Origin of the sequence: Kitasatospora sp. NPDC085879 (assembly GCF_040686255.1) — a bacterium.
Taxonomy (GTDB): domain Bacteria; phylum Actinomycetota; class Actinomycetes; order Streptomycetales; family Streptomycetaceae; genus Kitasatospora.
Genome location: NZ_JBFBJZ010000017.1, coordinates 1 through 25,395, shown reverse-complemented (window position 1 = coordinate 25,395; position 25,395 = coordinate 1). Strand labels below are relative to the sequence as shown.

General features: G+C 73.1%; 22 protein-coding genes, 1 pseudogene and 1 riboswitch. Of the genes and pseudogenes, 12 read left to right on the top strand and 11 right to left on the bottom strand.

All coding sequences use genetic code 11. The features are described from left to right. Nucleotide 1 precedes the first annotated feature (1 nt). Together AB0P35_RS15470 and AB0P35_RS15465 are read left to right on the top strand one after the other, a co-directional pair. Complete coding sequence (locus tag AB0P35_RS15470) at nt 2-1,309, top strand: dihydrolipoamide acetyltransferase family protein (RefSeq protein WP_363510902.1); 1,308 nt, start codon at nt 2-4, stop codon at nt 1,307-1,309. A gap of 378 nt (nt 1,310-1,687) precedes the next feature. Beyond that, complete coding sequence (locus AB0P35_RS15465) at nt 1,688-3,280, top strand: globin domain-containing protein (RefSeq protein WP_363510899.1); 1,593 nt, start codon at nt 1,688-1,690, stop codon at nt 3,278-3,280. A gap of 28 nt (nt 3,281-3,308) precedes the next feature. Here AB0P35_RS15465 and AB0P35_RS15460 read toward each other — a convergent pair whose 3' ends face one another. Then, on the bottom strand, nt 3,309-3,836 hold the full coding sequence (locus AB0P35_RS15460; protein WP_363510896.1) for an NUDIX domain-containing protein: 528 nt from the start codon (nt 3,834-3,836) through the stop codon (nt 3,309-3,311). Between the two features lie 344 nt (nt 3,837-4,180). Here AB0P35_RS15460 and AB0P35_RS15455 point away from each other — a divergent pair, with 344 nt between their 5' ends. After that, on the top strand, nt 4,181-4,609 hold the full coding sequence (locus AB0P35_RS15455) for an SsgA family sporulation/cell division regulator (protein WP_095873798.1): 429 nt from the start codon (nt 4,181-4,183) through the stop codon (nt 4,607-4,609). Nucleotides 4,610-4,634: 25 nt separating this feature from the next. Here AB0P35_RS15455 and AB0P35_RS15450 read toward each other — a convergent pair whose 3' ends face one another. Further along, nucleotides 4,635-5,012: a phage holin family protein gene (locus AB0P35_RS15450; protein WP_095873797.1), complete on the bottom strand. Its 378-nt coding sequence runs from the start codon at nt 5,010-5,012 to the stop codon at nt 4,635-4,637. 139 nt (nt 5,013-5,151) lie between these two features. Here AB0P35_RS15450 and AB0P35_RS15445 point away from each other — a divergent pair, with 139 nt between their 5' ends. Together AB0P35_RS15445 and tenA are read left to right on the top strand one after the other, a co-directional pair. Continuing rightward, on the top strand, nt 5,152-5,469 hold the full coding sequence (locus AB0P35_RS15445; protein ID WP_363510892.1) for a cupin domain-containing protein: 318 nt from the start codon (nt 5,152-5,154) through the stop codon (nt 5,467-5,469). Between the two features lie 54 nt (nt 5,470-5,523). After that, nucleotides 5,524-6,186 (top strand): thiaminase II, encoded by a 663-nt coding sequence (gene tenA / locus AB0P35_RS15440; protein ID WP_363510889.1) that lies wholly within the window; start codon nt 5,524-5,526, stop codon nt 6,184-6,186. Between the two features lie 87 nt (nt 6,187-6,273). Here tenA and AB0P35_RS15435 read toward each other — a convergent pair whose 3' ends face one another. After that, the gene (locus AB0P35_RS15435) at nt 6,274-7,062 is read right to left on the bottom strand and encodes a NosD domain-containing protein (RefSeq protein ID WP_363510886.1); all 789 of its coding nucleotides are present in this window, start codon (nt 7,060-7,062) and stop codon (nt 6,274-6,276) included. Nucleotides 7,063-7,285: 223 nt separating this feature from the next. Between AB0P35_RS15435 and AB0P35_RS15430 the strand changes: the two genes are divergently transcribed. Continuing rightward, entirely contained in the window at nt 7,286-7,486 is a 201-nt protein-coding gene (locus tag AB0P35_RS15430) for a DUF5326 family protein (RefSeq protein ID WP_363510883.1), read from the top strand. A 60-nt stretch (nt 7,487-7,546) separates the two neighbouring features. On the opposite strand, the gene AB0P35_RS15425 is transcribed toward AB0P35_RS15430, so the two are convergent. The 6 genes from AB0P35_RS15425 to AB0P35_RS15400 all read right to left on the bottom strand — a co-directional run bounded on the left by AB0P35_RS15425 (nt 7,547) and on the right by AB0P35_RS15400 (nt 15,584). Next, the gene (locus tag AB0P35_RS15425) at nt 7,547-10,315 is read right to left on the bottom strand and encodes a PKD domain-containing protein (protein WP_363510880.1); all 2,769 of its coding nucleotides are present in this window, start codon (nt 10,313-10,315) and stop codon (nt 7,547-7,549) included. 94 nt (nt 10,316-10,409) lie between these two features. Next, complete coding sequence (locus tag AB0P35_RS15420; RefSeq protein ID WP_363510877.1) at nt 10,410-11,324, bottom strand: NAD(P)-dependent oxidoreductase; 915 nt, start codon at nt 11,322-11,324, stop codon at nt 10,410-10,412. Between the two features lie 3 nt (nt 11,325-11,327). After that, nucleotides 11,328-12,374: a cytochrome P450 gene (locus AB0P35_RS15415; RefSeq protein ID WP_363510874.1), complete on the bottom strand. Its 1,047-nt coding sequence runs from the start codon at nt 12,372-12,374 to the stop codon at nt 11,328-11,330. Continuing rightward, the gene (locus AB0P35_RS15410; protein WP_363510871.1) at nt 12,371-13,825 is read right to left on the bottom strand and encodes a class I adenylate-forming enzyme family protein; all 1,455 of its coding nucleotides are present in this window, start codon (nt 13,823-13,825) and stop codon (nt 12,371-12,373) included. Before AB0P35_RS15410 ends, AB0P35_RS15415 begins: the two co-directional genes overlap by 4 nt. 11 nt (nt 13,826-13,836) lie before the next feature. Continuing rightward, a complete protein-coding gene (locus AB0P35_RS15405) occupies nt 13,837-14,577 on the bottom strand; it encodes a glycosyltransferase family A protein (protein WP_363510868.1) in 741 nt (246 codons plus the stop codon). Further along, nucleotides 14,574-15,584, bottom strand: coding sequence for a ketoacyl-ACP synthase III (locus tag AB0P35_RS15400; protein ID WP_363510865.1), 1,011 nt, complete (start codon nt 15,582-15,584; stop codon nt 14,574-14,576). Before AB0P35_RS15400 ends, AB0P35_RS15405 begins: the two co-directional genes overlap by 4 nt. A gap of 210 nt (nt 15,585-15,794) precedes the next feature. Here AB0P35_RS15400 and AB0P35_RS15395 point away from each other — a divergent pair, with 210 nt between their 5' ends. Beyond that, on the top strand, nt 15,795-16,508 hold the full coding sequence (locus tag AB0P35_RS15395; protein WP_363510862.1) for a VC0807 family protein: 714 nt from the start codon (nt 15,795-15,797) through the stop codon (nt 16,506-16,508). A 55-nt stretch (nt 16,509-16,563) separates the two neighbouring features. Beyond that, on the top strand, nt 16,564-17,553 hold the full coding sequence (locus AB0P35_RS15390; RefSeq protein ID WP_363510859.1) for a hypothetical protein: 990 nt from the start codon (nt 16,564-16,566) through the stop codon (nt 17,551-17,553). A gap of 64 nt (nt 17,554-17,617) precedes the next feature. Here the strand turns inward: AB0P35_RS15390 and AB0P35_RS15385 are convergent, their stop codons facing one another. Further along, on the bottom strand, nt 17,618-19,090 hold the full coding sequence (locus AB0P35_RS15385; protein ID WP_095873788.1) for a flotillin family protein: 1,473 nt from the start codon (nt 19,088-19,090) through the stop codon (nt 17,618-17,620). A gap of 159 nt (nt 19,091-19,249) precedes the next feature. After that, entirely contained in the window at nt 19,250-19,453 is a 204-nt protein-coding gene (locus AB0P35_RS15380) for a hypothetical protein (RefSeq protein ID WP_363510856.1), read from the bottom strand. Between the two features lie 98 nt (nt 19,454-19,551). Then, a riboswitch (TPP riboswitch) is annotated at nt 19,552-19,683 on the top strand. Here AB0P35_RS15380 and thiC point away from each other — a divergent pair. From thiC to AB0P35_RS15360, 4 genes and pseudogenes are all read left to right on the top strand, one after another. Further along, nucleotides 19,679-21,490: a phosphomethylpyrimidine synthase ThiC gene (gene thiC / locus AB0P35_RS15375; protein ID WP_363510853.1), complete on the top strand. Its 1,812-nt coding sequence runs from the start codon at nt 19,679-19,681 to the stop codon at nt 21,488-21,490. It overlaps the preceding riboswitch by 5 nt. 127 nt (nt 21,491-21,617) lie before the next feature. Then, nucleotides 21,618-21,797 (top strand): hypothetical protein, encoded by a 180-nt coding sequence (locus AB0P35_RS15370; protein ID WP_363510850.1) that lies wholly within the window; start codon nt 21,618-21,620, stop codon nt 21,795-21,797. Between the two features lie 430 nt (nt 21,798-22,227). Further along, entirely contained in the window at nt 22,228-24,858 is a 2,631-nt protein-coding gene (locus tag AB0P35_RS15365) for an RICIN domain-containing protein (protein WP_363510847.1), read from the top strand. 352 nt (nt 24,859-25,210) lie between these two features. Next, nucleotides 25,211-25,395, top strand: a pseudogene (locus tag AB0P35_RS15360) (1,4-beta-xylanase); the annotation flags it as partial.

Genomic DNA, 25,395 nt, shown 5'->3' with positions numbered 1-25,395 from the left:
GATGCCCGTCGTCCGCGAGTTCACCCTGCCCGACCTCGGCGAGGGCCTCACCGGCGCCGAGGTCGTGCGGTGGATGGTCGAGGTCGGTGAGGTCATCGCCGTCGACCAGCCGGTGGTCGAGGTGGAGACCGCCAAGGCCGTGGTGGAGGTGCCCTGCCCGTACGGCGGGGTGGTCACCGCGCTGTACGGCGAGGTCGGCGAGGAGGTGCCGGTCGGCGCCCCGCTGATCACCGTCGCCGTCTCCGCCCCCGGCGGCTCCGACGCAGCCGCGGACGGCCCCGGCGCGCCGGTGGAGCGCCCGCTGGTCGGCTACGGCGTCGCCGAGTCGCGCGGCAGCCGCCGGGCCCGGGTCCGGGCCGCCGCGGCCGCCCCCGCCCCGGCGCCCGCTCCCGTACCCGCCGCCGCACCGGCGCCCGCCCCCGCCCCGGTTGCGGTCGCCCCGGCCGTGGTGCCGGTCATCTCGCCGCTGGTCCGCCGAATGGCCAAGGAGCACGGCATCGACCTGGCCCGGCTGGCCGGCAGCGGCCCGGACGGCCTCATCATGCGTGCCGACGTCCGGCGCGCGGTGGACGCCGCCGCGGCGCCGGCTCCGGCCGCGGCCGCCCCGGCGACCGCACCCGGCGCCGAGGTGATCCCGCTGCGCGGGCTGCGCCGCACCATCGCGGAGAAGCTCGGCCGCAGCCACCGCGAGATCCCCGCCGCCACCTGCTGGGTGGACGCCGACGCCACCGAACTGATGGCACTGCGCGCCCAGTTGAACCGGGCGCCGGGCCCCAAGGTCAGTGTGCTGGCGCTGCTCGCCAGGATCTGCACCGCCGCCCTGGAGCGCTTCCCGGAGCTCAACTCCAGCGTCTCCCCGGACGGTTCGCAGATCATCCGGCACCGGGCGGTGCACCTCGGCTTCGCCGCGCAGAGCGAGCGCGGCCTGGTCGTCCCAGTGGTCCGCGACGCCCAGCTGCTCGGCACCGAGAGGCTCACCACCGAGCTCGCCCGGCTCACCGAGTCCGCCCGGGCCGGCGCGCTCACCCCGGCCGAACTCACCGGCGGCACCTTCACCCTCAACAACTACGGGGTCTTCGGGGTGGACGGCTCCACGCCGATCCTCAACCACCCGGAGGCGGCGATGCTCGGCGTCGGCCGGATCACGCCGAAGCCGTGGGTGCACGAGGGCGAACTCGCCGTCCGGCAGGTCACCCAGCTGTCGTTCACCTTCGACCACCGGGTCTGCGACGGCGGCACGGCCGGCGGCTTCCTGCGCTTCGTCGCGGACTGCGTCGAACAGCCGGGCCTGCTGCTGCGCACGCTGTAGCACCGCACCGCACCGCAGCGGACCGGACCGGACAGCGACCGGACCGCACCGGGCCGGGCTTCCTCGGGAGCCCGGCCCTTCGGCGTTGTCCGGACCCGTGACACCGGCGCACGGCACCGGCCGGGCGCTCGGGTGGTGGTGGACGCCCGGGCACGGGCGCCCGGGCGTGCGACGGGGGCCGAGGGGCGCGGGTTGCGCGAGACTAGCGCGTCCGCCTGTCGTGTGTCCGGGGTTCCGTTGATTCGTGGGACGAGCACCCCGGCCGTGCCACTCTGCTGAGGGCGTCAGCAGAGAGCAAGCCAGCCGTGTGGCTGCAGGGCGACCGGAAGCGAAACGATTCTCTTGGGTACTCGTCATGTCGCATTGAAGGCACGTCCGTTGCGGGTCAGAGCCGGCTCCGGCTCCACCGGCCCGTCCACCGTTCCGGGGCTGTCCCCGGCCGAGCCCGCCGCTCCCGACACCCCGGCCGCCCCCGCGGCGCCCGCGCCCGCCGTCCCGGCGGCGCTCCCGGCGCTCTCGGCGGCCCCGGTCGACCGGGCCCCGTCCGGCCCGTCGACCGGCGCCGCCGGATCCGACCGGACGCCCCGGCCCGCGCTGCCGGCCGCCCCGGCGCCGCCCACCGTGCCCCCGCGCATCCCGGCTCCCGGCCGCCCGAACGCCGGCCCGGCCGCCCCGCTCCCGTCGCCGTCCGCACCGCGGTTCACCGACGCGCCCGCCCTCAACTGGTCGGGCCCCGGCGACCGCTGGAGCCACGCCTGGACGGAGGGCACGCCGATCGGCACGCCGCCGCCCGCACCGATGCCGCAGCTCGCACCCCCGGAGGCGGAGCAGCCGCCCACCCCGCGCGACCTCGCCCTGATCCGGGACAGCCTGGCGGCCGTCGAACCCGTCGCCGACCGGGCCACCGCGCACTTCTACGCGCTGATCTTCCTGCACCACCCGGAGGTCCGTACGCTCTTCCCGGCCGCCATGGACGTGCAGCGCGACCGGCTGTTCCGGGCACTGCTCACGGCCGCCCGCAGCGCCGGCGAACCGGCGAAACTCGTCGAGTACCTCTCCGCCCTCGGCCGCGGCCACCGCAAGTACGGCGTGCAGACCGCGCACTACGTTCCGGTGGGGGAGTGCCTGGTGGCCGCGCTCGCCAAGTACTCCGGCGACCGCTGGGACGCCGAGACGGAGCTGGCCTGGCGCCGGGTGTACGGCCTGGTCTCCCGGATCATGATCGAGGCGGCCGAGGACTCCGCCCGCACCGCGCCCGCCTGGTGGCACGCCGAGGTCGTCTCGCACGAGCGCCGGGACGGGGACGTCGCGGTGCTCACCGTCCGGCCGGACCAGCCCTACCCCTTCCGGGCCGGCCAGTACGCCGCGGTGGAGACGCCCTGGTGGCCCCGGGTCTGGCGGCCCTACTCGCTGGCCGGGGCGCCCCGCCGGGACGGGCTGCTGACCTTCCACGTCAAGGCGGTGCAGGCGGGCTGGGTGAGCACCGCACTGGTCGGCCGGGCGGCCCCCGGGGACGTGCTGCGGCTCGGCCCGGCGGCGGGCGGGATGGTGGTCGACCACGCCGGCGGCGCCGACCTGCTCTGCCTCGGCGGCGGCACCGGCATCGCCCCGATCACGGCGCTGGTCGAGGAGGTCGCCGAGCACGGCGCCGGCGGCCGCTCGGTCGAGGTCTTCTACGGCGCCCGCCGCACGCAGGAGCTGTACGCCCTGGAGGAACTGCGGCGGCTCGACCGGCGGTACCCCTGGCTCAAGGTGCACCCGGTGGTGGAGTCGCCGGGCACCGCGCCCGGTGAGGCGGTGGTCGGCCTGCTGCCCGAGGTGGTGTCCCGCTACGCGCCCTGGCACGGCCACGACGCCTTCCTGAGCGGCCCCGAGGCCATGGTGCGCCGGGCGGTCGGCGTGCTGCTGCGGGCCGGGATCGCCAAGGACCGCATCCATCACGACCTGGGCGCCGAGCAGTCCGCCGGGTGAGTCGTCGGGGGTGCGGCTCAGCGAACGGTCAGGCCAGATCGCGGGCGAGCAGCGCGCGGACGCCCTCGATGTTGGCCGCCAGGTACGCCCGCAGGCTCGGCGGCACCACGTTGACCGAGGTGACGCCCTCCCGGGTGAAGGGCAGCCGGACGACCTCGTACTCGCCGTTCGGGTCCTCGAGCTCGGGTCCGTGCCGGCGGGAGAGGTCCATGGACGCCAGCCGGCAGACGAAGAAGTGCTGGACCTTCACCCCGTGCGGGTGGGCGGGGGTGCCGTCGTCGTGGTGGGCGTGCGCGACGGTGTCGACGAAGGCGGGCACCACGTCCACGACCTTGGCGCCGAGTTCCTCGTCCACCTCGCGGTGCAGTGCGTCGACGACCGAGCGGTCCCCGGGCTCGACCCCGCCGCCGGGCGTGATCCAGTACGGGTGCGCGGCACCCGGCCGGACGCGCCGGATCAGCACGATGGTGGCCGGGGCGTGCGGATCGCCCGGGTCGTCCTCCAGCAGGATCGCCCGCGCGGTGCGCTTGACGACGGGGCGGACGGGGACGGCCATGGCCACCTCCGGGACACGGGAGTTGTGCGGGATTCTCCCGCGCTCGGGCCGGAATGAAACTCGCACACATGGGCGAACAGGGGGAAAACGTTGGGCCGAACGGATGATTCGGCGTGCCGCTGCGTGTTCGAGCAGGTCCGGGCGGTCACGGTATTGGATCTTCCATTCGAAGGCCACCCCCGGGGGACTGGTCGAACGCGAAGATATGAATAGACTTAAGCCTTCGAATCAAAGCTCAATCGGCGTCTTCACCCGCTGTAATCATTGAAGCGGGGTGGTCCCTGTGCTGCAATGGCCGCCAGCCGGGGCAGGCGACACCAACGGATCGCGGAGGTAGCGCGCGCATGCACAGCAGCACAGTCCAGGGCCACCTGGTGATGGACCTCGTGGCGGGCGACGAGCTCTCGGTTCGCATCGCCGTCGATCTCGGCTATGACACCGAGGACCCGTACGCCGTCCGCTTCACCTTCCACCTCCCCGGGGACACCCCGGTGACGTGGTACTTCGCGCGGGAGCTGCTGGTCGACGGGATCAGCCGGCCGGCCGGCGAGGGCGACGTCCACATCCACCCCATCGGCGAGGACCTCACCGAGATCGGCGTCGTCCTCCGCTCCCCCGACGGCGACGCCACCCTGCACGCCCCCGCGCCGCCGCTGATCGCCTTCCTCGCCCGCACCGACCGGCTCGTGCCGATGGGCCAGGAGGAGACCGAGGTCGAGCTGGCGGCCCAGCTCGACCTGATCCTCAGCGGCGGCTGCGAGAACGCGGGCTGACCGCACCGCCGCGCACGGCGGCGGCTCAGTCGTCGTCGCCCAGGGCCAGGTCGAGGCCCCACGAGACCACGCTGATGATCAGGGCGCCGAGCAGCGCCGACCAGAAGCCCGAGACGTGGAAGTCCAGGCTGAGCTTGTCGGACGCCCAGGACGTCAGCCACAGCATCAGCGCGTTGATCACGAAGGTGATCAGGCCGAGCGTGAGCACGAACAGCGGCAGCGACAGCAGCTTCACGAACGGCTTGATCAGGAAGTTGACCACGCCGAAGACCAGCGCCACGGCGATCACGGTCAGCGCCTGGTGGCCCCAGCTGCCGTCCGACAGGGTGATCCCGTCGACGATCCAGGCGGCGACCCAGATGGCCACCGCGTTGATGAGCGTTTTGATCACGAAACTCTTCATGGCACCGGATGGTGGCAGGCCGCCCGCCCGCTGGGAAGCTCCCGGCGGCAGGTCGTCCGCCTTCCTCTCCCCCCGGGCCCGCACCGACGGCTCCCGGGCCGGGTGTTGAATGGTCCCCGACCCGGAGAGGAGCAGCGTGATGAAGATCTTCCGGCTGGACGAACTGGACGCGGAACGGGCCGCCCACCAGGGCTCCTACCTGCAGTTCCTCAAGGAACGCCACATGTCCGCCGGCCTGTACGCGCTCGGCCCCGGCGACACCGACACCCAGAGCCCGCACGACCAGGACGAGATCTACCAGGTGATCAGCGGCCGCGCCGAGATCACCGTCGGCCGGGAGACCGCCACCGTCGGCCGTGGCAGCGTCGTCTACGTGCCCGCCGGAGTGCCGCACCGCTTCCACCACATCACCGAGGAACTGCGCGTCCTGGTGATCTTCTCGCCGCCCGAGGACTGACCGCCGCCGGGTAGGGTCGGCCGCGCGACCACCTGGAGACGAGGAGCGAGAGCAGTGGCCCTGACCGACGAACTCTGGGCGGCGATCGAGCCGGTCTACGACGAGATCCTGGCCCACCCCTTCCTGGCCGGCCTCACCGACGGCACCCTCCCCCGGCAGGCGTTCCGCCACTTCGTGGTGCAGGACTCGCACTACCTGCGCGACTACGCCCGGGCCCTGGCCGTCTGCGCCGCCAAGGCACCGCACGAGGCCGACGTCCGGGCCTTCGCCGACGACGCGGTGGGCGCCCTCGCGGCCGAGCAGGGCATGCACGCCGAGTTCCTCACCGCCTTCGGCGAGAGCGCCGAACAGGCCGCCGCCGAACCGGTGCTGCCCACCACCCTCGCCTACACCAGCTACCTGCTGGCCACCGTCCACGGCGGCTCCTTCGCCGAGGCCGTCGCCGCGGTGCTGCCCTGCTACTGGATCTACGCCCGGGTCGGCGAGGAACTGCTCGCCAAGTCCTCGCCCGAGCCGCTCTACGCCAAGTGGATCGCCACCTACGGTGACGAGGCCTTCCAGTCCGTCGTCCGCCGGGTGCTCGACCTCACCGACCGGCTCGGCGAGGAGATTTCTCCCGCCGAACGGCGCCGGATGGTGCAGCACTTCACCACCACCTCGCGCTACGAGTGGATGTTCTGGGACGCCGCCTGGCGCGGCGAGACCTGGCCGGTCTGACGGCCCGCCGGCAAAGCCGAGGCCCCGCTTCCGACCTCGGGAGCGGGGCCTCGGTGACGGCAGGTCAGGGCAGTGAGAACCAACCGGTCAGGTCGAGGACGACATGGGTGTCGCCGGTGGCCCCTCGCCGCAGGTGGCTCGCGCGTCGGGCAGCGTGTTGGTGTGGCCGGCGACGATGTTGTTGTACAGCCGGAAGCCCGTCGAGGCACCGGACAGGCCGATGCCGGGACCGCACCCGTCGAGCACGGTGTTGCCGGTGACGACGGTGCCGGTCGAACCGGTCACGGCGATGCCCGTGCCGTAGGCGGAGACGATGTTGCCGCTGACCACGGTGTCGGCGGCGCCGGACACCGCGACGCTGCCGCGGCCGCCCTGCAGGTCGTTGCGGGTGACCCGGGTGCCGCTGCCGCCGGAGACGGCGATGACGGGGACGTCCGCGCTCTCGGTCTCGCTCCGGTTGCGGTCCAGCGTGACCCGGTCCGAGTTCTCGACGAGCACCGAGGTGAGCAGGGTCTGGCGGAACACCACGTCGTGGACGCCCCCGACCGTGACGGCCGGGGAGGTGTCGTCCCGGGCCCCGAGCAGCCAGCCGGCACCGGTGAAGGTGACCGGCGCGCCGGGCTCGCCGGAGCGGGTGATGCGTACGTTCTCCTGGAAGATGCCGCTCAGGTGGACTGTGGAGCCCGGCCGTACCACCGCGGCGGCCGCGCCGACGGTGCAGAACGGCTGCGCCTGGCTGCCCGGGTTGCTGTCGGAGCAGGCCGCCGTGTTGTCCACGTACAGGTCCGTCGCGGCCGCGGAGGCGGCCGGAGCGGGCAGGCCCAGCACGGTCGCGACGGTCGCGGTGGCGAGGCCGGCGATGCGGATTCCTCGCATGGCTCGGTGGTCCCCCCAAGTCGTTGGTGAAAGAAGTATGAAGCCGGTGGTTCGGACACCCTCAGGGGGGTTCCCGGGGTCGGGTCTCGGGGTGATCTCCGGGTTCTCTCCGGGGCTCCGGCCCTCGTTCCGGTGCGGGCGGCGCCCTACGATCGAAGTACCGAAACGAACGGGAAGCGGCGGAGAGACCGGCGCCGGGCCCGAGGGGAGAGAAGGAACGGACATGGCCGAGCTCTGGAAGTCGCTGCCCTCGTGGGTGCGCAACATCGTCGTCCCGATCCTGGTGCTGATCCTGGCGTGGAACCTCATCTGGTTCGTGGTCGGCGTGGTCAGCTCGCTGATCGGATTCCTGATCAAGGTCCTGCTGGTCGTCGGACTCGGCGCGGCAGTGGTGATCCTCATCAAGAAGGCCGCCAAGAGCTGACGCCCACCGCCGAAGGGCCCCGCTCCCACACCGGGAGCGGGGCCCTTCCGCATGGACCGGCTAGTTCTCGGTGAACCAGCCGGCGAGGTCGGCGATGACGTGGGTGGTGCCGCTGAAGTTGTAGATGTTCGCGCGGCCGTTGGTGCCGAGCGGGGTGGTGACGTGGTTGGGGGTGGTGACGCCGGGGGCGAGGTTGAGGTTGGAGGTGCCCGGGCGTGCGGTGAGGTCGGGCCAGACGGTGAGGTAGCCCGGGTTGCTGGGCTGCGTCGCGGTGACGTTCAGGACCGCCGCGGTGGCGTTCGCCGGGACGCCGTGGGTGCCGGCGACCGGCAGGTTGAGCTGGGCGCCGGGGCCGAGCGGCTGCTTGGTGTTGTCGCTGCGGGTGTCGGCCAGGCGGACCGGGACCGTGGGGGTGAACAGGCCCTTGCTGCCGGGGCTGTAGTAGCCGAAGACGTCGACGACCACGCGGGTGGTGCCGGTGAAGTTGTAGAGGTCGATGGTGCCGTCGGCGCCGACGGGGACGATGGCCTGGTTGGCGATCGTCTGCCCGGGGCGGAAGTTGAGGTTGGAGACGGTCGGCCGGTCGGTGCCGTGCGGGTACGCGGTGAGGTAGCCGTTGGCGGTGGGCTTGTCGACGGTGAGGTTCACCACGACGGCGGTGGCGTCGGCGGGGACGCCGGCCGTGCCCGCGACCTTCAGCGTGCTGGTGGCGCCACCGGCCATCGAGGTGTCGGAGAGACGGGCCGGGCCGGTGGCGGTGAAGCCCTGGCCGGCGTTGGGCTGGTAGTAGCCGACGAAGTCGACGATGACGTCGGCCCGTCCGGAGAAGTTGAAGAGTTCGACCATGCCGTCCTTGCCGACGGGGACGGTGACCAGGTTGGCGACGGTCTGACCGGCCTTCACGTTCAGGTGGGACGCGTTCGGGCGTTCCTGGCCGCTGGGGTACAGCGTGAAGTAGGTGTCGGCCGCGGCGTTGGTTGCGGTGACGTTCAGTACGACCGCCTCCGGACTGCCCGAGGTGACCGGCTTGTCGCCACCCGGATAGCCGTTGGAGACGTCCAGCGTCAGCGAGCCGCCGCTCGGGAGGATGGACGGAGACGACCGGGTGTCGATCACCCGGAACGGCGACACCGGCGTGTAGGTCGCCTTCGCGTACTCGGCCCGGAACGTGGTGGAGGCGGTGCCGACGTTGCCCTTGATGTCCCGGACGGTCACGGTGATCCGGTAGTCGCCGGGCTTGGCGTAGGTGTGCCGCCCGTTCGACCAGGAGGAGGGCTCGGTCGGGGAACCGTCGCCGTAGGAGTAGGAGTAGGAGGCGATCGGCCACGCCGAGTCGGGGGCCGGTGCGTCGACCGCGACTGAGAGCGGCGGGATGTGGCTGATCGGGTCGTTGCCGAGCGGGAGGGCCGGGGTGGCCGACAGCGGCGGCACGATCGGGCCGGGGGTGGTGACCTTGACGTCCACCTGGTTGCTGGTCTTCGACACTTCGGTCGCGGTCACGGCCGTGACCTTCGCCTTGCAGGAGCAGGGCGAGCTGTAGACGTGGGTGGCCGTCGTCTCCTTCGTGGTCACCTGGCTGCCGTCGCCGAAGTCGAAGGTGTAGGTGAGGGCTGCCGGCCAGGTGTGGGTGGCCTTGGCGGTGGCGGTCACGGTGGTGCCGTACGGTGCCCAGGTCTGGTCGACGGTGAGGGCGACCCCCGTGAGGCTGTCCTGCTCCTCGCGGGCGCCGCGGTCCAGGTATCCGTAGCCGGTGCCGGTGTTGGGGATCCGCGGATCGTCGGCTGGGGCCAGGCCGGAGGCACCCGTCTCCTGAACACGGGGAACCGTGGCGTCGGCGGAGTCGATCGCGAGCGAGAGGTCGCCGGTCGGGAACTGGCTCCCCGGGATCACGAGGTCCTTCTCGCCCTGGCCGGTGGCGGCGTGGAACGCGTTGGGGTCGTTGTACTCGGTGCCCGCCCATGAGTAGAGCGCGGCACCCGATCGGGACCGCAGGTTGTTGTACCCCACGCGGGTGCCCTCGGCAGCCGTGGCGGCCACGGACACCAGCGGCCCCTTGTTCGCCGCGGTGCAGACCGCCGATGGCGTGCTGGTGAAGATGTTGTTGACCACGGTGGCGCCCGTCGAGCTGCCGCCCAGCACCACGCCGGAGCCGCACCCCTCGATACCGGTGTTGTTGAGGACGCTGGTGTTCGGCGCGTCCGTCACGGTGATCATCGTGCTGTGTCCGAGGCCGTTGGTGGACACACGGCTGACGAGGGTGCCGGTCGCGCCCTCGATCACGACCGCGACGGTGCCGCGCGCGGCCCGGACGTCGGACCGGCTGAGCGTGATGTCGTGGCCGCCGCCGGCGATCCGGACCCCGGAGGTCGTGCCCTGGGCGACGGCCGTCAGCCGGTCGAGGGTGATCCGGTCCGAGTTCGTGACCGACACACCGCCGTAGGCCTGGAGGCCGCGCAGTTCGACGTCGTGCAGCCCGTCGACCACGAACGCCGGGGACGCCCCGGCGTCGATCCGGACGGCAGAGCTCGTCGAGCTGCCCTGGAGGACGATCGGCTTGCCGGGTTCGCCGGAGTGAGTGAGCGCGACCTGTCCGGTGTAGCCCAGGCCGGGGGCGATCTCCACCGTCTGGCCGGCGACGGCTGCCGCCGCCGCGGCGGTGATCGAGCAGAACGGCTGTGCCTGGGTGCCCTCGCCGGAGTCCGAGCAGGGCACGCCGGTGCTGTTGTCGACGTAGAGCGTGGCGGCCGTCTCGGCGTGGGCCGGGGCGGCCAGACCGAGGACGCCGGTGATGCAGGCGACGGTCAGGGCGGTCGTACGGTGGATGCGCATGCTGGTTTCTCGTCCCCCAGAAGAGTTTTCGGCCCGCGGGCGGTGGTCCGCTCACGCACGGGCAGGGGGATTCTGGCGGGTGGCATGCGAAGTGTCACGTGATCTCCGCAGATGTTGCGAGACCGTGATCATCTGTGGCGGACAGTGCGGAGGCCAACTCCCAGCGTGGCCGGTAGCCCTGACCGAATGCCTTCGCGGTGTCCAGGACGACCGGCCGGGCCAACTGGTCGACGGCGTACGGGGTGAGGCCGGGCAGCAGGCCGCGGCGGGCCGCGAACTCGGTGGCGGCCACCGGCACATGGCCGATCCGAACGCGGACCCCGTGCACCGCGAGCACCGTCCGGACCGCCGCGTCGCGCCGGTACGGCGCCGCATCGGCGATGTTGTACGCGCCCGGCTGCCACGTGGCGGCGGCCAGGCAGGCGTCGGCCAGGTTCTGTACGGCCGTCAGGCTGAGCGGCACGTCCCGGCCGGGCAGCAGCAGGAGGCCGCGGCGGACCCGCTCCAGCAGGCGGGGCATCAGATGCGGGTCGCCGGGCCCGTACACGGCGCGCGGCCGCAGCGCGACGGCGCCGGAGGCCAGGGCGAGCCGGTCGGCCGCGGCCTTGGTGCGGCCGTAGGCGTTGCGGTGGCCGCCGGCGGTGGGGTGGTCCTCGCGGACCAGGCTGCGGTCGGTACGCGGGTCGTAGACGCTGGCACTGGAGACGAACACCACGGGCCGGCCGGCCGCGGCCTCCAGCAGCCGGGCGGTGCCGTCCACGTTGACGGCGTGCTGCTCGGCCTCCGCGGGCGAGCCCGGCGGGTGGTCGCCGACCGCGGCGGCGCAGTGCACCACCAGGTCGGCGCCGCGCAGGTCAGGGGTCTCGGCGGCGGCGTCCCAGCGGACATGGCGGCCGACCGGGCCCGGGCGGCGGCCCAGGCAGCGCACCTCGGCCCCGGCCGCGGCGGCGGTCCGGGCGAGGTGCGAGCCGCAGAAGCCGCTCGCACCGGTGATCGCGACACGGAGCACGGGTCAGCCCTTCCGTACGAGCAGGGAGGAGTAGCCGGGCAGGGCCGCTCGGCGGTCGACCGCGGCCCGGACGACGACCGGCCGGTGCGGGGCCAGGGCGGCCAGGAAGTCGGTGAGTTGGGCCCTCGCCAGCCGGGCACCGGGGCAGGCGTGCGGGCCGGCGCCGAACACCGCCTGGGCGGCCTGCGCGTCGGCCGGCCCGGTGCGGTGGGCGCCGGCGGCGTGCCGGGCGACCAGCACCAGCCGGTCGCCGCGGCCGATCGGGCAGCCGGCCGCCGTCCCGTCGGCCGCGGCGACCCGGGGCAGGAGCGGCGACGGGGCGGTCAACCGGAGCAGTTCGACGGCGAGTTCGGGCGAGACCTCGTCCCAGAGGCCGGCCCGGGCGCACCAGGCGGCGGCCCTGGGCAGCGCGGCGATCGTGGTGTTGACCGCGGCGACCGCGAGCATGGCGTCCCGGCCGTGCGGCAGCAGGGAGTTGAGGTGCTCGGCGGCGGTGGTGGAGGTGCGCCGGGGCAGGCCCGGCAGGTGCTCCCGGGCGGCCTCGGCCGCCGCCTCGGCGCAGGCCAGGGCGAGCCGCAGCGGCTCGGCGGCGGAGCCGGTGACGGCGGCCGCGGTCGCCCCGGCGAGCTCCCGGACGACGTCCACCAGGTCGACGGTGCCGTGGAGTTCGGCGAGCCGGCGGTCGAGTACCGCCTGCCAGACCGGGCGGAGCCGCTCGGTGCCCCGGGTGCCGAGCAGCTCGGTGAGGTCGCGGCGGGCGGCGCGGTGCTCGCCGCCGTCCTGGTCGAAGAGCAGCCCGCCGTCGGTGCGCCGGGCGGCCGCGCCGCCGGTGGTGCCCTCCGCGGTGCGGTCCAGCGGTACCCGGGTGAGCACCTCGCGGTACGCCTCCGGGCCGTGCACCAGCACGGTGCGGCCGAGGCGGAGCACCGGGCGGCGGCGGGTGGCGGCGAGCAGCGCGAACAGCACCGGGTGCGAGGCCAGGTAGACCTGCCGGTCCAGTCGCCGGGCGGTGCGGTGGGTGCGCGCCAGGACCGGTGCCGCAGGGCTCATCGGGCCAGCTCGCGGGCGCAGAACCGGGCCGCGGCGGCCCGGTCGGGCTTGCGGGAGCGGCCGGCCAGCGGCACCTCGCCGAGCAGGACGGCGTCCGGGCGGGCGCTGCCCATCCGGGCGAGCGGCCGCTCCAGGTCGGCGCGCAGCCGCCGCGGGTCGGCGCCGCGGCGCGGCTGGACGAGGGCGACCAGCCGCTCGTCGCCGTCCCCGGCGGGGACGCCCACCAGCAGGGCGAGTTCGACGCCGGGCAGGTGCAGCGCGGGCTCGTACAGGCCCGGGTAGATGTTCTCGGCGCGGCGCAGCACCATGTCCTTGCAGCGGCCGGCGAGGACGATCCGGCCGTCGGCGTCGAGCCCGGCCCGGTCGCCGGTGCGCACCCACGCGTCCGGGCGTTCGCCGAGGTAGCGGTCGCGGGCGGCGTCCCCCGCGAGGAGCAGTTCGCCGCCGTCGGCCAGCCGGGTGCGGACACCGGGCAGCGGGTGGCCGAGCAGGTCGCCGTCGCCGTCGAAGGCGGACTTCTCGGTCTCCTCCACGGCCGCGGCCGGGAAGAGCTCGGTGAGCGCGTACACGCCCCAGGCCTCGGTCGCGCCGGCCTGCTTGGCGCGGCGCAGCAGCTCGGCGGAGGCGGGCGCGGAGCCCGTCCAGACCCGGCCGGTGAGGTGGTCGAGGCCGCGCAGCTGGGGCGGTGTCAGATAGGTCTCGGCGGGCGCGAGGCGGCGGACCTGCCGGCCGAGCACCTTGGGCGAGCGGGCGGGCAGGGCGACGGTGGCACCGGCCGCCAGCGAGGGCACCAGGACGAAGAAGGTGCCGCCGAGCACGGCCTGCCCGGCCTGCGGGCGGACGAGTGAGGTGACGGCGCGCATCCCGGCGGCGACCGAGGCCCGGGTGTGCACCACGGCGCGCGGGGCCGAGGTGGTGCCGGAGGTGAAGACGATCACCGCGTCGCCGTCCCCGTCGTACGGCGCGGGCGGGCGGCCGCCGGGGGTGCGCAGGGCGGGCGCGCAGCCGGGGCGCCGCGGGCCGACGGTCGCGACCGGTCCGAGGGCGTCGAGCCTGGGCAGTTCCAGCGAGGCGCGGCGGGCGAGGCCGCGGGCCCAGCCGGCCACGGCCTGCGCGGCGGCGTCGGCGACGACCAGGGCCGGGCGGGCCAGTTCGAGGCGGGCGAGCAGTACGTCCGGGCCGGCGGTGGGGTCGAGGACGGCGGCGCGCAGGCCGAGCCGGTGGGCGGCGAGCATCAGCGCGAGGGCGCGCGGGCCCGGGCGGACGGCGACGCCGAGGGTGTCCCCGGCGGCCAGCCCGTGGCCGTGGTGCAGCGCGGCGGTGTACCGGTCGGCGAGGTCGGCGATCTCGCCGCAGCGGGCCCGCACCCGGACGGCGCCGCTGCGGGTGCAGCCGAGGACGGCCGGGCGGTCGGCGCCCTCGCGCAGTACCCGGGTGAGGTGGTCGAGCACGTCCGGCTCCTTCATCGAGGGTCGACGGAACGGCCGCCGCTGCCCCGCTCCAGGTACCAGCGGGCGGTGCCGAGGACGCCGTAGGCGCGGATCCGGCGGGTGGAGTTCTGCACCACCATGTCGCGGCGCTGCACGATCGCGCCGGTGTGCCGGCGGACCCGGTTGATGAAGGTGCGGTCGGTGGGCGAGGGCCGGCGCGGCATGCCGCCGACCGCCTCGTACAGCGCCGCGGTGACCGCCATGTTGTTGCCGGCGTGCATCCGGTACGGCACCAGGTAGCCGTGCCGGCGGTGGTGTGCGGGGCGGATCCGGCCGAAGAAGGCGCCGGTCACCACCAGGGCGCGGAAGACCCGGCGGCCGACCGGGCCGTGCTCGTCGCGGCGGGCGGTGATGTGGCCGCAGACCAGTCCGCGGGAGGCGAGCATCCCGGCGCGGGCGGCGGCCGTCCAGCCGGGTTCGGGCAGGCAGTCGGCGTCGGTGCGGGCGAGCAGCTCGGCACCCTGCGCGATGGCGTGCCGGAACCCGGTGTCGACGGCGCAGCCGACGCCCTTCTCCGGCTCCACCAGGACGTGCACCGGGAACGGCGCCCCGGCGGCGAACTCCTCGACCACCGCGACCGTCCGGTCGTCGGAGGCGTTGTCCACCACCAGCAGCGTGAAGTCGGTGTCCCGCTGCGCGGCCAGGGCGCGCAGGGTGCCGCCGATCCTGGCCTCCTCGCGGTAAGAGGGGACGACCACCCAGAGCGCGGTCACGGCACCTCCCAGACCATCGTCATCAGGCTGACGCCGCCGCCGAGCCCGACCATCAGCACCTTGTCGCCGGAGGCCAGTCCGCCGTGGATCCGGTCGAGTTGGACGCCGAGGGTGGCGCTGGCGACATTGCCGAGCTCGGGCACGGTCAGCACCAGCTTCTCGGCCGGCACCCCGGTCAGTTCCACGAAGCGCTCCAGGTAGGGCACGGTCACCTGGTGGACCAGTACCCGGGCGTAGGCGTCCCAGCCGAGGCCGGTTCGGGCCGCCACCCGGGTCAGGATGTCGCCGCCGATCTTCTCGAAGACCCCGCGCAACTCCTTGCCCCCGCCGCGGAAGTAGCTGTACTCGTCACCGCGCGGGTGTCGCGAGCCGCCGCCGGGTATGCCGCCGACCGCCCAGTGCTCGGAGGCGGTCTCCGTCTCCACGTCCAGGATGCCGCCGCGCTCGACCGGTTCGACGACCACGGCCGCGCCGGCGTCGCCGAACGTGTAGCCGGCGAAGCCGTCCCGGAAGTCGGCGAGGCCGGACGGGTCGCGGCGCATCGCCCGGCTCGGCGTCTCGCCGGTGACCACCAGGGCGCGGCGGGCCCGCCCGGCGAGGATCATCGCGCGGGCCACGTCGATGCCGTTGAGGAAGCTGTTGCAGGCGTTGGAGACGTCGAAGGCGTGTGCGCGGGATCCGAGTTCGGCCTGCACCAGGTGGGCGGTGGCGGGCTCGCAGACGTCCCGGGTGGCGGAGGCGTACACCAACAGGTCGATGTCGAGCGGGTGGTGGCCGGCACGGTCGAGGGCGTTCCGGGCGGCGGCCAGGGCCAGGGTGGAGGCGTACTCGTCGTCGGCGGCGAACCGCCGGGTGACGATGCCGGTGGCCTTCTCGAACATCCGGTCGGGGAGCCGGAGTCCGCTGCCGGCCACCACCTCGTCCTGGAGCTGTTGCGACGTCAGCACCCGGGCCGGCAGGCCGGCGCCCACCGCGGTGATGCCCACGCTCGGAAATCGAAGGTCCATGCCCGCCATGCTCCCGGTGCCCGGGCACCCGCGGCCTGAGTACCCGTACTCAGGCCTGACCGGCGATCACCCCCAACCTCCCTGCTGGGATCCGGCCGTGACATCCGTCATGCGGATCCCGGTGCGGCCGACACTGCCGGGCGAACCCCCGTCCGCGGGATTCTCGATGCATCGGGAAGACCGGGCACCACCGACAGGGGAGCGGACACCATGGCCACCATCACCACCACCGCGGCGATCGACGAGCAGACCGGGCAGAGCGGGCAGACCGGCCGGAACGGCCGGAGCGAGGCCGCCGCGACGAAGCTCGACGCGCTGAAGCCGCTCGCGGTCGACGTCGCCGTCCCGCTCGGCGTCTACTTCGCCGCCCACAGCGCGCTCGGCCTCGGCCTGGTCGCCTCGCTGGCCCTCTCCAGCGCCGTCCCGGCCGTCCGGACCGCCGTCGGACTGCTCCGCGAGCGCACCCTCAACGCGCTCGCCCTGCTCATGCTGGTGGTCAACACCGCCGGCATCGCGCTCTCCGCCCTCAGCGGCGACCCGCGGCTGATGCTCGCCAAGGACGGCGCGATCAGCAGCGTCATCGGCATCTCGATCATCGTCTCGGCCTTCGGCCGCCGCCCGCTGATGACCGCCGGCCTCAAGCCCTTCATCGTCAAGGGCATCGCCGCCCGGGCCGCCGCCTGGGACCGGCTGGCCGACGGCTCGGCCGCCTTCCGCCGCCAGGAGCGCAACTTCTCGCTCGTCTGGGGCACCGCCCTGGTCGCCGAGTGCATCGCCCGGGTCGTCGGCGCCTACACCGTGCCGGTCGAGACCATGGCCTGGCTCGGCACCGTCTTCCTGGTCGCCGCGATCGGCGTCGGCATCCTCGCCGGCAACGTCTTCGCCGAGCGGATCGCCCACCAGGTCGTCGCCGACGCCGAGTGACCCCGGCCGCACCGACCACCGACCGCCGCACCGCACACCCGGGGGAACGACCGCCATGCGCGCCAAGGGCATCAACTACGACACCGGCTTCACCCCCGCGGGAGGGTCCTCCCGGCCGCACTTCGACCCGGCCGAGGCCCGCGCCGAACTGCGCACCATCGCCGAGGAACTGCACTGCACGGCCGTCCGGATCACCGGCGACGACCCGCAGCGGATCGCCCTCGCCGCCGAGTACGCCGCCGAGCACGGCCTGGAGATCTGGTTCGCGCCCTTTCCCTGCGGCCTGGACGAGCAGGCCATGCGGCCCGTCCTGCTGGACAGCGCCCGCCGCGCCGAGCAGCTCCGGGCGGCCGGCGCCGAGGTCGTCCTGGTGCTCGGCTGCGAACTCACCCTCTTCGCCGACGGCCTGCTGCCCGGCGCCGGCCTCGGCGACCGGATGGCCGCCCTCTTCCGCCCCGAGACCTGGCAGACCATGCCCGCCGTGCTCGCCCGGCTCAACGCCTTCCTCGCCGACACCGCCGCCGCCTGCCGCGCCGAGTTCGGCGGCCGGATCACCTACGCCTCCGGCGTCTGGGAGCGGATCGACTGGACACCCTTCGACCTGGTCGCCGTCGACGCCTACCGGGACGCCCACAACGCCGCCCGCTACCGGGACGAGCTGCGCGCCCACTTCGCCCACGGCAAGCCCGTCGCCGTCACCGAGTTCGGCTGCTGCACCTACGCCGGCGCCGCCGACCGCGGCGGCCTCGGCTGGGACGTCATCGACCGCTCCGTGGAACCGCCCGCGGTGCGCCCCGGGCTCGTCCGCGACAAGCAGGAACAGGCCCGCCACCTGCGGGAGCTGCTGCCGGTGTTCGAGGAGGAGGGCGTGGACGCCGCCTTCTGGTTCACCTGGGCCGGCTACCGCGCCCCGCACCGCCCCGAGGACCCGGCCCACGACCTCGACCTCGGCTCCTACGGGGTGGTGGCCCTGGAGAACGGCACCCGCCGGCCGAAGGCCGTCTTCACCGCCCTCGCCGAGGCCTACCGACCTGACCGGCCCTGACCGGCTCCGCCCGCGCAGCAGCCCGCCCCGCCGCACACCGCGGCCGGGCGGGCTGCCGCCGTGCTCAGGACTCCGCGCCCTCCTGGACGGGGATCGCCCGGCTCACCGCACGCTCGGCGGCGGCCACCGGCTCGGCCGGACGCTGCTGCTGGCCCATCGCGGAGAGCAACTGCCGGGCCAGGCCCAGCCCCGTCCCGCCCATGGTCAGCGCCTTGGCCATCATCTCGCCCATGCCCTCGGCGCCGTTCAGCAGCACCATGTGCTCCACATTGCCGAAGGCCTCCGCACCGGCCCGGACGATCTCCGGCCAGTTCTCCGCCAACTGCTGGGCGACGACCGCCTCCTGGTTCTCCGCCAGGGCCGCCGCCCGCGCCTTGATCGCCTCCGCCTCGGCCAGACCGAGGGCCCGGGCCGCCTCGGCCGTCGCCAGGCCCTTCGCCTCCGCGGCCGCCGCCTCGGCCTGGCCGGTCGCCCGGGTGGCCTCGGCCGAAGCCAGACCGCGGGCCTTGGTGGCCTCCGCCTCCGCGGTGGCGGCGATCTTCACCCGGTTCGCCTCGGCCGCGGCCTTCAGCTCGGTCTCCCGGGCCAGCGCCTCCGCCGCCGAGATCCGGGCGTCACGGTCGGCCTGCGCCTTCGTCCGGGTCTCGTACGCCCGGGCGTCGGCCGGCTTGCGGACGTCCGCCTGCAGCTGCTGCTCCTTGCGGTGCGCCTCCAACTCGGCGACCTTGGTCTCCTGGACGACGACCTCCTGCCGGGCCGCGGCCTGCGCCAGCGGACCTGCCTGCAGCGCCCGGGCCTGCGCCGTCTCCAGCTCGGCCTGGTAACCGGCCTGCTGGATACCGGAGTTGCGAGTGGCCTCGGACTTGCGGGCGAACGCCTCCTGCTCGGCCTCGGTGGCCCGGCGGTCCGCCTCGGCGGCGGCGATCCGGGCGTCCCGCTGCACAGCGGCGGCGTGCGGGGCGGCGAGGTTCTTGATGTAGCCGGTCGGGTCGAGGATCTCCTGGATCTGCAGCGAGTCGATGATCAGGCCCAGCTTCTCCATCTCGCTGCCGGACGCCGCCCGGGTCTCCCCGGTCATCCGCTCGCGGTCGCGGATCATGTCCTCGACCGTCAACCCGCCGACGATGGACCGCAGATGGCCGGCGAAGACGTTGTGGACCCGGTGGCCCATCATCTTCTGCTGGTCGAGGAAGCGGCGCGCGGCATTGGCGATCGACACCGGATCGTCGCCCACCTTGAAGATCACCACACCCTTGACGTGCACCGGGATGCCCTGCGACGTCACACACTCGACGTCCAGCTCGGCCTCGTTGAGGTCCAGCGAGAGCCGGCGCACCACCTGCACACCGGGCAGCACCAACGTGCCGCGCCCGGTGACGATCCGGAATCCGAGTCCGTCCGCGACACCCTCCGAGCGGTGCCGGGAACCGGAGATGATCAGTGCCTCGTTCGGCTCGGCGACCCGCCACATGAGCCTGAAGAGCACGACAAGGACGACGATGGAGGCCACGACGGCCCCCGCGATGCCGATGAGCATCGGCTGATTCCCCCTTCGGCGCACGCCGGCGTCCCGTGGCTGCGCTCTGATGTGCAGGAAGGCGCGGAAGCCGGCGGCAGCAGGAGATTCTGCGCCTGCCGAGATCGCCACGGAAGGGCCCGGCGCCCACAATTCGCCCAGGAACGCGTCAAGATTGCGTCAAAGGACCGCCGCCACGTACACCGTGCGCGGCGGCTGGTACTCCACGACCACCACCGGAGTGCCCACCGCCAGCTCCTCGCCCGGCACCGCCGGGTACGCCAGGAAGGCCTCCGTCCCCCGCCGTTCGGGGACGAACACCATCACCTCGCCCACCAGCCCCGGCCCCGTCCGGCCGGTCACCCGCCCTGTGTTGCCCACCATGCCCGCCAGTCTGCCGCGCCCGTCCACTGGCCGGAACCCGTCTGGACCTGCCCCGATGTGGCCGCTACGGTGTTGACGTCTTGTTGCAGGCATCCGCCTGCGACCAACGGGAGCTCGGAGCACCGGGCTGAGAGGGCGCTGAAAGGTCCGCGGTACACGGACCGACCGCTGCGCCGACCGCAGGAACCTGACCGGGTAATGCCGGCGTAGGGAGTAGAGGGTCTGATGACCACCTTTGAAGCACAGCCGCAGTCTGCCTCCGGCCGGGGCGTCAGCAGCGCGTCCACCGGCTACCCCACCCCGGCCTGGCGCAAGGCCCACCGCGAGGGCAGCCGCCCCGACCTCCGCGTCCCGTACCGCGAGGTCCTCCTCACCAACGGCCGCACCGTCCCGCTGTACGACACCTCCGGCCCGTACACCGACTCCTCCTACGAACCGGACGTGCGGCGCGGCCTGCCCGCCCTGCGCGACGCCTGGATCCGCCAGCGCGGCGACGTCGAGGAGTACGACGGCCGCGAGGCCCGCCCCGAGGACGACGGCATCAAGCACACCTCGCCGCGCGGCGGGAACCTGCGCAACCTCGACGCCGTCTTCCCCGGCCGCCCGCGCCGCCCGCTGCGCGGCCGCGACGGCGCCGCCGTCACCCAGCTCGCCTACGCCAAGCAGGGCGTGATCACCCCCGAGATGGAGTTCGTCGCCCTCCGCGAGGGCCTGGCGCCGGAGTTCGTCCGTGACGAGGTCGCCCGCGGCCGGGCCGTCATCCCGGTCAACGTGAACCACCCGGAGGTCGAGCCGGCGATCATCGGCACCAACTTCCTGGTGAAGATCAACGCCAACATCGGCAACTCCGCCGTCACCTCCTCGATCGAGGAGGAGGTCGAGAAGATGACCTGGGCGACCCGCTGGGGCGCCGACACCGTCATGGACCTCTCGACCGGCCGCAACATCCACACCACCCGCGAGTGGATCCTGCGCAACTCCCCCGTGCCGATCGGCACCGTGCCGCTCTACCAGGCCCTGGAGAAGGTCGACGGCAGGGCCGAGGACCTCAGCTGGGACGTCTACCGCGACACCATCGTCGAGCAGTGCGAGCAGGGCGTCGACTACATGACCGTGCACGCCGGCGTACTGCTGCGCTACGTGCCGCTGACCGCCCGCCGCAAGACCGGCATCGTCTCCCGTGGCGGCTCGATCATGGCCGCCTGGTGCCTGGCGCACCACAAGGAGAACTTCCTCTACACCAACTTCGAAGAGCTCTGCGACATCCTGGCGACGTACGACGTCACCTTCTCGCTCGGCGACGGCCTGCGGCCCGGCTCCATCGCCGACGCCAACGACGAGGCCCAGTTCGCCGAACTGCAGACGCTCGGCGAGCTCGGCCGGATCGCCCGCGAGCGCAACGTCCAGGTGATGATCGAGGGCCCGGGCCACGTCCCGATGCACAAGATCAAGGAGAACATGGATCTCCAGAAGGAGATCTGCGACGAGGCGCCGTTCTACACCCTGGGCCCGCTCACCACCGACGTCGCACCCGGCTACGACCACATCACCTCGGGCATCGGCGCCGCCATGATCGCCTGGTGGGGCACCGCCATGCTCTGCTACGTCACGCCCAAGGAGCACCTGGGCCTGCCCAACCGGGACGACGTCAAGACCGGCGTCATCACCTACAAGATCGCCGCCCACGCCGCCGACCTCGCCAAGGGCCACCCCGGCGCCCAGGCCTGGGACGACGCACTCTCCGACGCGCGCTTCGAGTTCCGCTGGGAGGACCAGTTCAACCTGGCCCTCGACCCGGAGACCGCCCGCGACTTCCACGACGAGACGCTGCCCGCCGAACCGGCCAAGACCGCGCACTTCTGCTCCATGTGCGGCCCGAAGTTCTGCTCGATGAAGATCAGTCGAACCATCACAGAGAAGTACGGCGACGGTGCGCCCGAGCCCGAGTACGACGCGGAGGCCGTCGAGGGCATGAAGGCCAAGTCGGAGGAGTTCGCGGCCCAGGGTAACCGGGTCTACCTGCCGCTGGCTGACTGACCTACAGACGAGCGCCGTCCCGAGCGACTTTCGCTTTCCGGGACGGCGCTTCGCTGTACAGGCCTACCGGGCGGCCGGATTGTCTCCGCCGAGCTCCGGCCCTCCTGCGCAGGCGCGCGGTGTCCGCATGTCCATTCAGGTGCCGGACGGCGTTGAGGTCTGTCTGCGTGAGCAGGCCACAGCCGAGGGCATCACAGTGGACGAGCTGGCCGTCGAAGAGCCGGCGAATCTCTTCGAGCTCCGCCCGGCCCGGGTCTCGGGGCAAGGGCGCGCTGCACTCGGGTGGTGCGGCGCCGGTCGCGCGTGACATCAGGCGTATCTGCGCGGAGAAGCGGACGACGAGTGAACCGCCAACCGTCCGTGCTCACCCGCCGCCGGGCATGGCTGGACGGCCTGGTCCGCGCCGGTGGCGCGTCGGCAGGAGCCGTTCAGCCGACGTGTGCGGCCGTGCTCTTCAGCGCCACCGCATCCGATATGCCTGCTCAGCCGTGTTCTTGGGCCGCTTGTGAGGACGCCGACCCTTCTGGGCCACGCGCGTGTGGAACGTCGACGCCGAGGGCGCCGACGTCACCCTGGACGCTGATCAACGTCCACCTCACCACGAGGTGACCGGAAGAAGTTTCCGGCTCGCGGCAACCCTTTGCGGAGCCTGTGACCACAAGGAAGTAGATCCGGCCAGTTCCGGTGTCCCGATCCGCCTTCCCCTCGTGCACAGTTCGCAAGGAGAGCGTCTACCCATGAGCAACCCCACCCGCGGGCGCCGCGGGCGTCACCGCCGTCGTTTCAGCGCCACCGCTCTGGCGCTCGGTGTGCCCCTCGCCGGCGTCTCGTACTTCATGTTCACACCCGAGGACTCCCAGGCCGCGACGGTCGACAACGGTGCCTACTACAGGCTGGTCTCGGTACGCAGCGGCCAGGTGGTGGACGTCAACGCCTTCTCTACCGCCGACGGCACCCGGATCCAGCAGTGGACCGACCAGAACACCGCCAACCAGCAGTGGAAACTGAAGTCCACCGGGGACGGCTACTACGAGCTGGTGAACCGCAACAGCGGCAAGGTGCTGGGCATAGCGGGCGACTCGACCAGCCAGGCGGCTGCCGCCGAGCAGCAGACGGACAGGTCCTCAGCGTCCCAGCAGTGGCGGATCGACGATGTGCGCGGTTCCGACGCCGTCACCTTCACCTCCCGCAAGAGCGGTCAGGTCCTGGACGTCTCCGGAAGCTCCACGGACCGGGGCGCGCAGGTCATCCAGTGGCCCGGCTGGGGCGGCGCCAACCAGCAGTGGAAGCTGGTGAAGGTGGCGGAGAGCGGCGGCGGCGCGCAGACCGGGTCCGGATCGTACGTGTGGAAGAACGCCCCGGTGGCGGGCGGCGGTTACGTGACCGGCCTGGTCTTCAACCAGAAGGAGAAGGGCCTGTTGTACGCGCGCACCGACATGGGCGGCGCGTACCGCTGGGACACCGGGGCCGAGCAGTGGATACCGCTGACCGACTGGATCGGCGAGAAGGACTGGAACCTGCTGGGCATAGATGCGCTGGCCACCGACCCCGTCGACCCCAACCGGCTCTACCTCGCGACGGGCACCTACACCAACGAGTGGGCCGGCAACGGCGCGATCCTGCGCTCCACCGACCGGGGCCGCACCTTCCAGCGCACCGATCTGCCGTTCAAGCTGGGCGGCAACGAACCCGGCCGCGGGGCGGGCGAACGGCTCGTGATCGACCCCGCGAACCACGGCACCCTACTGCTGGGCACCCGCAAGAACGGCCTGTGGCGCAGCACCGACTACGGCGCGACATGGAGTCAGGTCTCCTCGTTCCCCGTCAAGGACGGGGCGAGCAGCGGCGCGGGCATCTCCTTCGTGACGTACGGCCGGGCCAGCAGCAACACGATCTACGTCGGCGTCAACGACAGGTCCACCTCCCTGTACCGCTCCACCGACGGCGGCAACACCTGGCAGGCCGTCTCCGGGCAGCCCACCGGCCAGATGCCGCAGCACGGCGTGGTCTCCGGTGACGGCTCGCTGTACCTGTCCTACAGCAACAGCATCGGCCCCATGGACGCGACGGCGGGCTCGGTGTGGAAGTACACGCCGTCCGGCGGCGCGTGGAAGAACATCTCCCCCTCCCAGGGCGGTTACGGGTTCTCCGGTCTGGCCGTCGACCCGCAGAGACCGTCCACGGTGATGGTCACCACCCTCGACCGCTGGTGGCCCGAGGACGAGGTCTACCGGACCACCGACGGCGGCACGACCTGGAAGGCACTGGCCGACAAGTCGCAGCGCGACGCCTCCGGCGCTCCTTACGTCGGTACCGTCATCGGGCACTGGATGACCGCGCTGGCCATCGATCCCTTCGACTCCGGGCACGCGCTGTACGGCACCGGCAACGGCATCTGGCGCAGCAAGGACGCCAACGCCTCCGACAGCGGCGGCACCAGCCACTGGGCCTCCGGGGCCCGCGGGCTGGAGGAGACCTCGCTGGCGGACGCGATCGCCCCTCCCGGCGGCGCCACCGTCATCACCTCCATGGGCGACCAGGGCGGCTTCCGCCACGACTCCCTGACCGAGGTGCCCGCCGGACGGCTGAAGAACCCGCTGATGAGCAGCAGCACCGACATCGATTTCGCTCAGTCCAACCCCTCGATGATGGTCCGCGTCGGCCGTGGCGGCGCGCAGGACGGCGCCTACTCCACCGACGGCGGCAGCAGCTGGAACGGCTTCAAGTCAGAGCCGGTCAGCAGCTCCCAGATGGGCCATGTCGCGCTTGCGGCGGACGGCTCCACCATCGTCTGGACCGAGGACGGTCAGGTCCCGTACCGCTCGACCGACAAGGGCTCGAGCTGGTCGAAGGTCAGCGGCCTGGGCACCGACGCCGAGGTCGTCGCCGACCGCTCCTCCGGCAACACCTTCTACTCCCTGTCCGGCGGCACCCTCTACGCCAGCACCGACGGCGGCGCGACCTTCACCGCCCGGACCGGCAACCTGCCCTCCGGCCGGCTCACGGCCGTCCCCGGCACCGCCGGGGACCTGTGGATCTCCGGCGGCGGCAAGGGGCTGCTGCACTCCACCGACGGCGGCCGCACCTTCACCCCGCTCGGCTCGGTGCAGTCCGCCTCGGCCCTCGGCTTCGGCAAGGCCGCACCCGGCGCCAACTACCAGGCCCTGTACCTGATCGGCACCGTCAAGGACGTCACCGGAGTCTTCCGCTCTACCGACAAGGGCGCCACCTGGCTCCGCGTCAACGACGACGCCCACCAGTGGGGCGCCATCGGCAGCCTCGGCATCATCACCGGCGACCCCGACACCTTCGGCCGCGTCTACATCGGCACCAACGGACGCGGCCTCCAGTACGGCGACCCATCCTGATCCCGACCCCCTGAGCGGGGCCGCAGGCCAAACGGCCTGCGGTCCCGCCGCGTCTGACGGAAAACCAAGGACGACACCCATCGCGCCGAGGCCGGGAACGCCGCGGGCGCCCTCGCGGTCCGGGGGCGGCTTCGCCCCGACGGGACGAGGGCCGCGCCGATCTCCGACTCGACAAAAAAAGTTCTCCCGATCACGGCAACCTCTGTGTGCGTGGCGGCAACTGGCAGGTAACCGTGGCCAAGACCAAGGCCCACTACGCCAGAGGGACAAGCCGTTGCCAGATCAGAACCGCTCTCATCGCCGCCGTCCGGCGACCCGCCGCCTGATCGCCGCCGCCGTGGTGCTCGCCGCCGTGGGTGCTGCCATACCGCTGGTCGCCCAGGCCGCATTCACGTCGAATGCCGGCACGCCGACCGTCCTCGGCGCGGCAGCGGCCGGCAGCGGCCGCTACTTCGGTACGGCGGTGGCCGCGGGCAGGCTCGGGGACTCGACGTACTCCACCATTCTCGACCGGGAATTCAACATGATCACCCCGGA

What these genes read in the sequence shown, in the direction of transcription:
- AB0P35_RS15460 (WP_363510896.1), bottom strand. Translation starts at nt 3,836, where the DNA reads ATGGCCGTCCCCGTCCGCCCCGTCGTCAAGCGCACCGCGCGGGCGATC.
- AB0P35_RS15390 (WP_363510859.1), top strand. Translation starts at nt 16,564, where the DNA reads ATGCGCGCCAAGGGCATCAACTACGACACCGGCTTCACCCCCGCGGGA.
- AB0P35_RS15450 (WP_095873797.1), bottom strand. Translation starts at nt 5,012, where the DNA reads ATGAAGAGTTTCGTGATCAAAACGCTCATCAACGCGGTGGCCATCTGG.
- AB0P35_RS15400 (WP_363510865.1), bottom strand. Translation starts at nt 15,584, where the DNA reads ATGGACCTTCGATTTCCGAGCGTGGGCATCACCGCGGTGGGCGCCGGC.
- AB0P35_RS15380 (WP_363510856.1), bottom strand. Translation starts at nt 19,453, where the DNA reads ATGGTGGGCAACACAGGGCGGGTGACCGGCCGGACGGGGCCGGGGCTG.
- AB0P35_RS15455 (WP_095873798.1), top strand. Translation starts at nt 4,181, where the DNA reads ATGCACAGCAGCACAGTCCAGGGCCACCTGGTGATGGACCTCGTGGCG.
- AB0P35_RS15425 (WP_363510880.1), bottom strand. Translation starts at nt 10,315, where the DNA reads ATGCGCATCCACCGTACGACCGCCCTGACCGTCGCCTGCATCACCGGC.
- AB0P35_RS15395 (WP_363510862.1), top strand. Translation starts at nt 15,795, where the DNA reads ATGGCCACCATCACCACCACCGCGGCGATCGACGAGCAGACCGGGCAG.
- AB0P35_RS15370 (WP_363510850.1), top strand. Translation starts at nt 21,618, where the DNA reads ATGTCCATTCAGGTGCCGGACGGCGTTGAGGTCTGTCTGCGTGAGCAG.
- AB0P35_RS15445 (WP_363510892.1), top strand. Translation starts at nt 5,152, where the DNA reads ATGAAGATCTTCCGGCTGGACGAACTGGACGCGGAACGGGCCGCCCAC.
- AB0P35_RS15415 (WP_363510874.1), bottom strand. Translation starts at nt 12,374, where the DNA reads ATGAGCCCTGCGGCACCGGTCCTGGCGCGCACCCACCGCACCGCCCGG.
- AB0P35_RS15385 (WP_095873788.1), bottom strand. Translation starts at nt 19,090, where the DNA reads ATGCTCATCGGCATCGCGGGGGCCGTCGTGGCCTCCATCGTCGTCCTT.
- thiC (WP_363510853.1), top strand. Translation starts at nt 19,679, where the DNA reads ATGACCACCTTTGAAGCACAGCCGCAGTCTGCCTCCGGCCGGGGCGTC.
- AB0P35_RS15470 (WP_363510902.1), top strand. Translation starts at nt 2, where the DNA reads ATGCCCGTCGTCCGCGAGTTCACCCTGCCCGACCTCGGCGAGGGCCTC.
- AB0P35_RS15365 (WP_363510847.1), top strand. Translation starts at nt 22,228, where the DNA reads ATGAGCAACCCCACCCGCGGGCGCCGCGGGCGTCACCGCCGTCGTTTC.
- AB0P35_RS15430 (WP_363510883.1), top strand. Translation starts at nt 7,286, where the DNA reads ATGGCCGAGCTCTGGAAGTCGCTGCCCTCGTGGGTGCGCAACATCGTC.
- AB0P35_RS15435 (WP_363510886.1), bottom strand. Translation starts at nt 7,062, where the DNA reads ATGCGAGGAATCCGCATCGCCGGCCTCGCCACCGCGACCGTCGCGACC.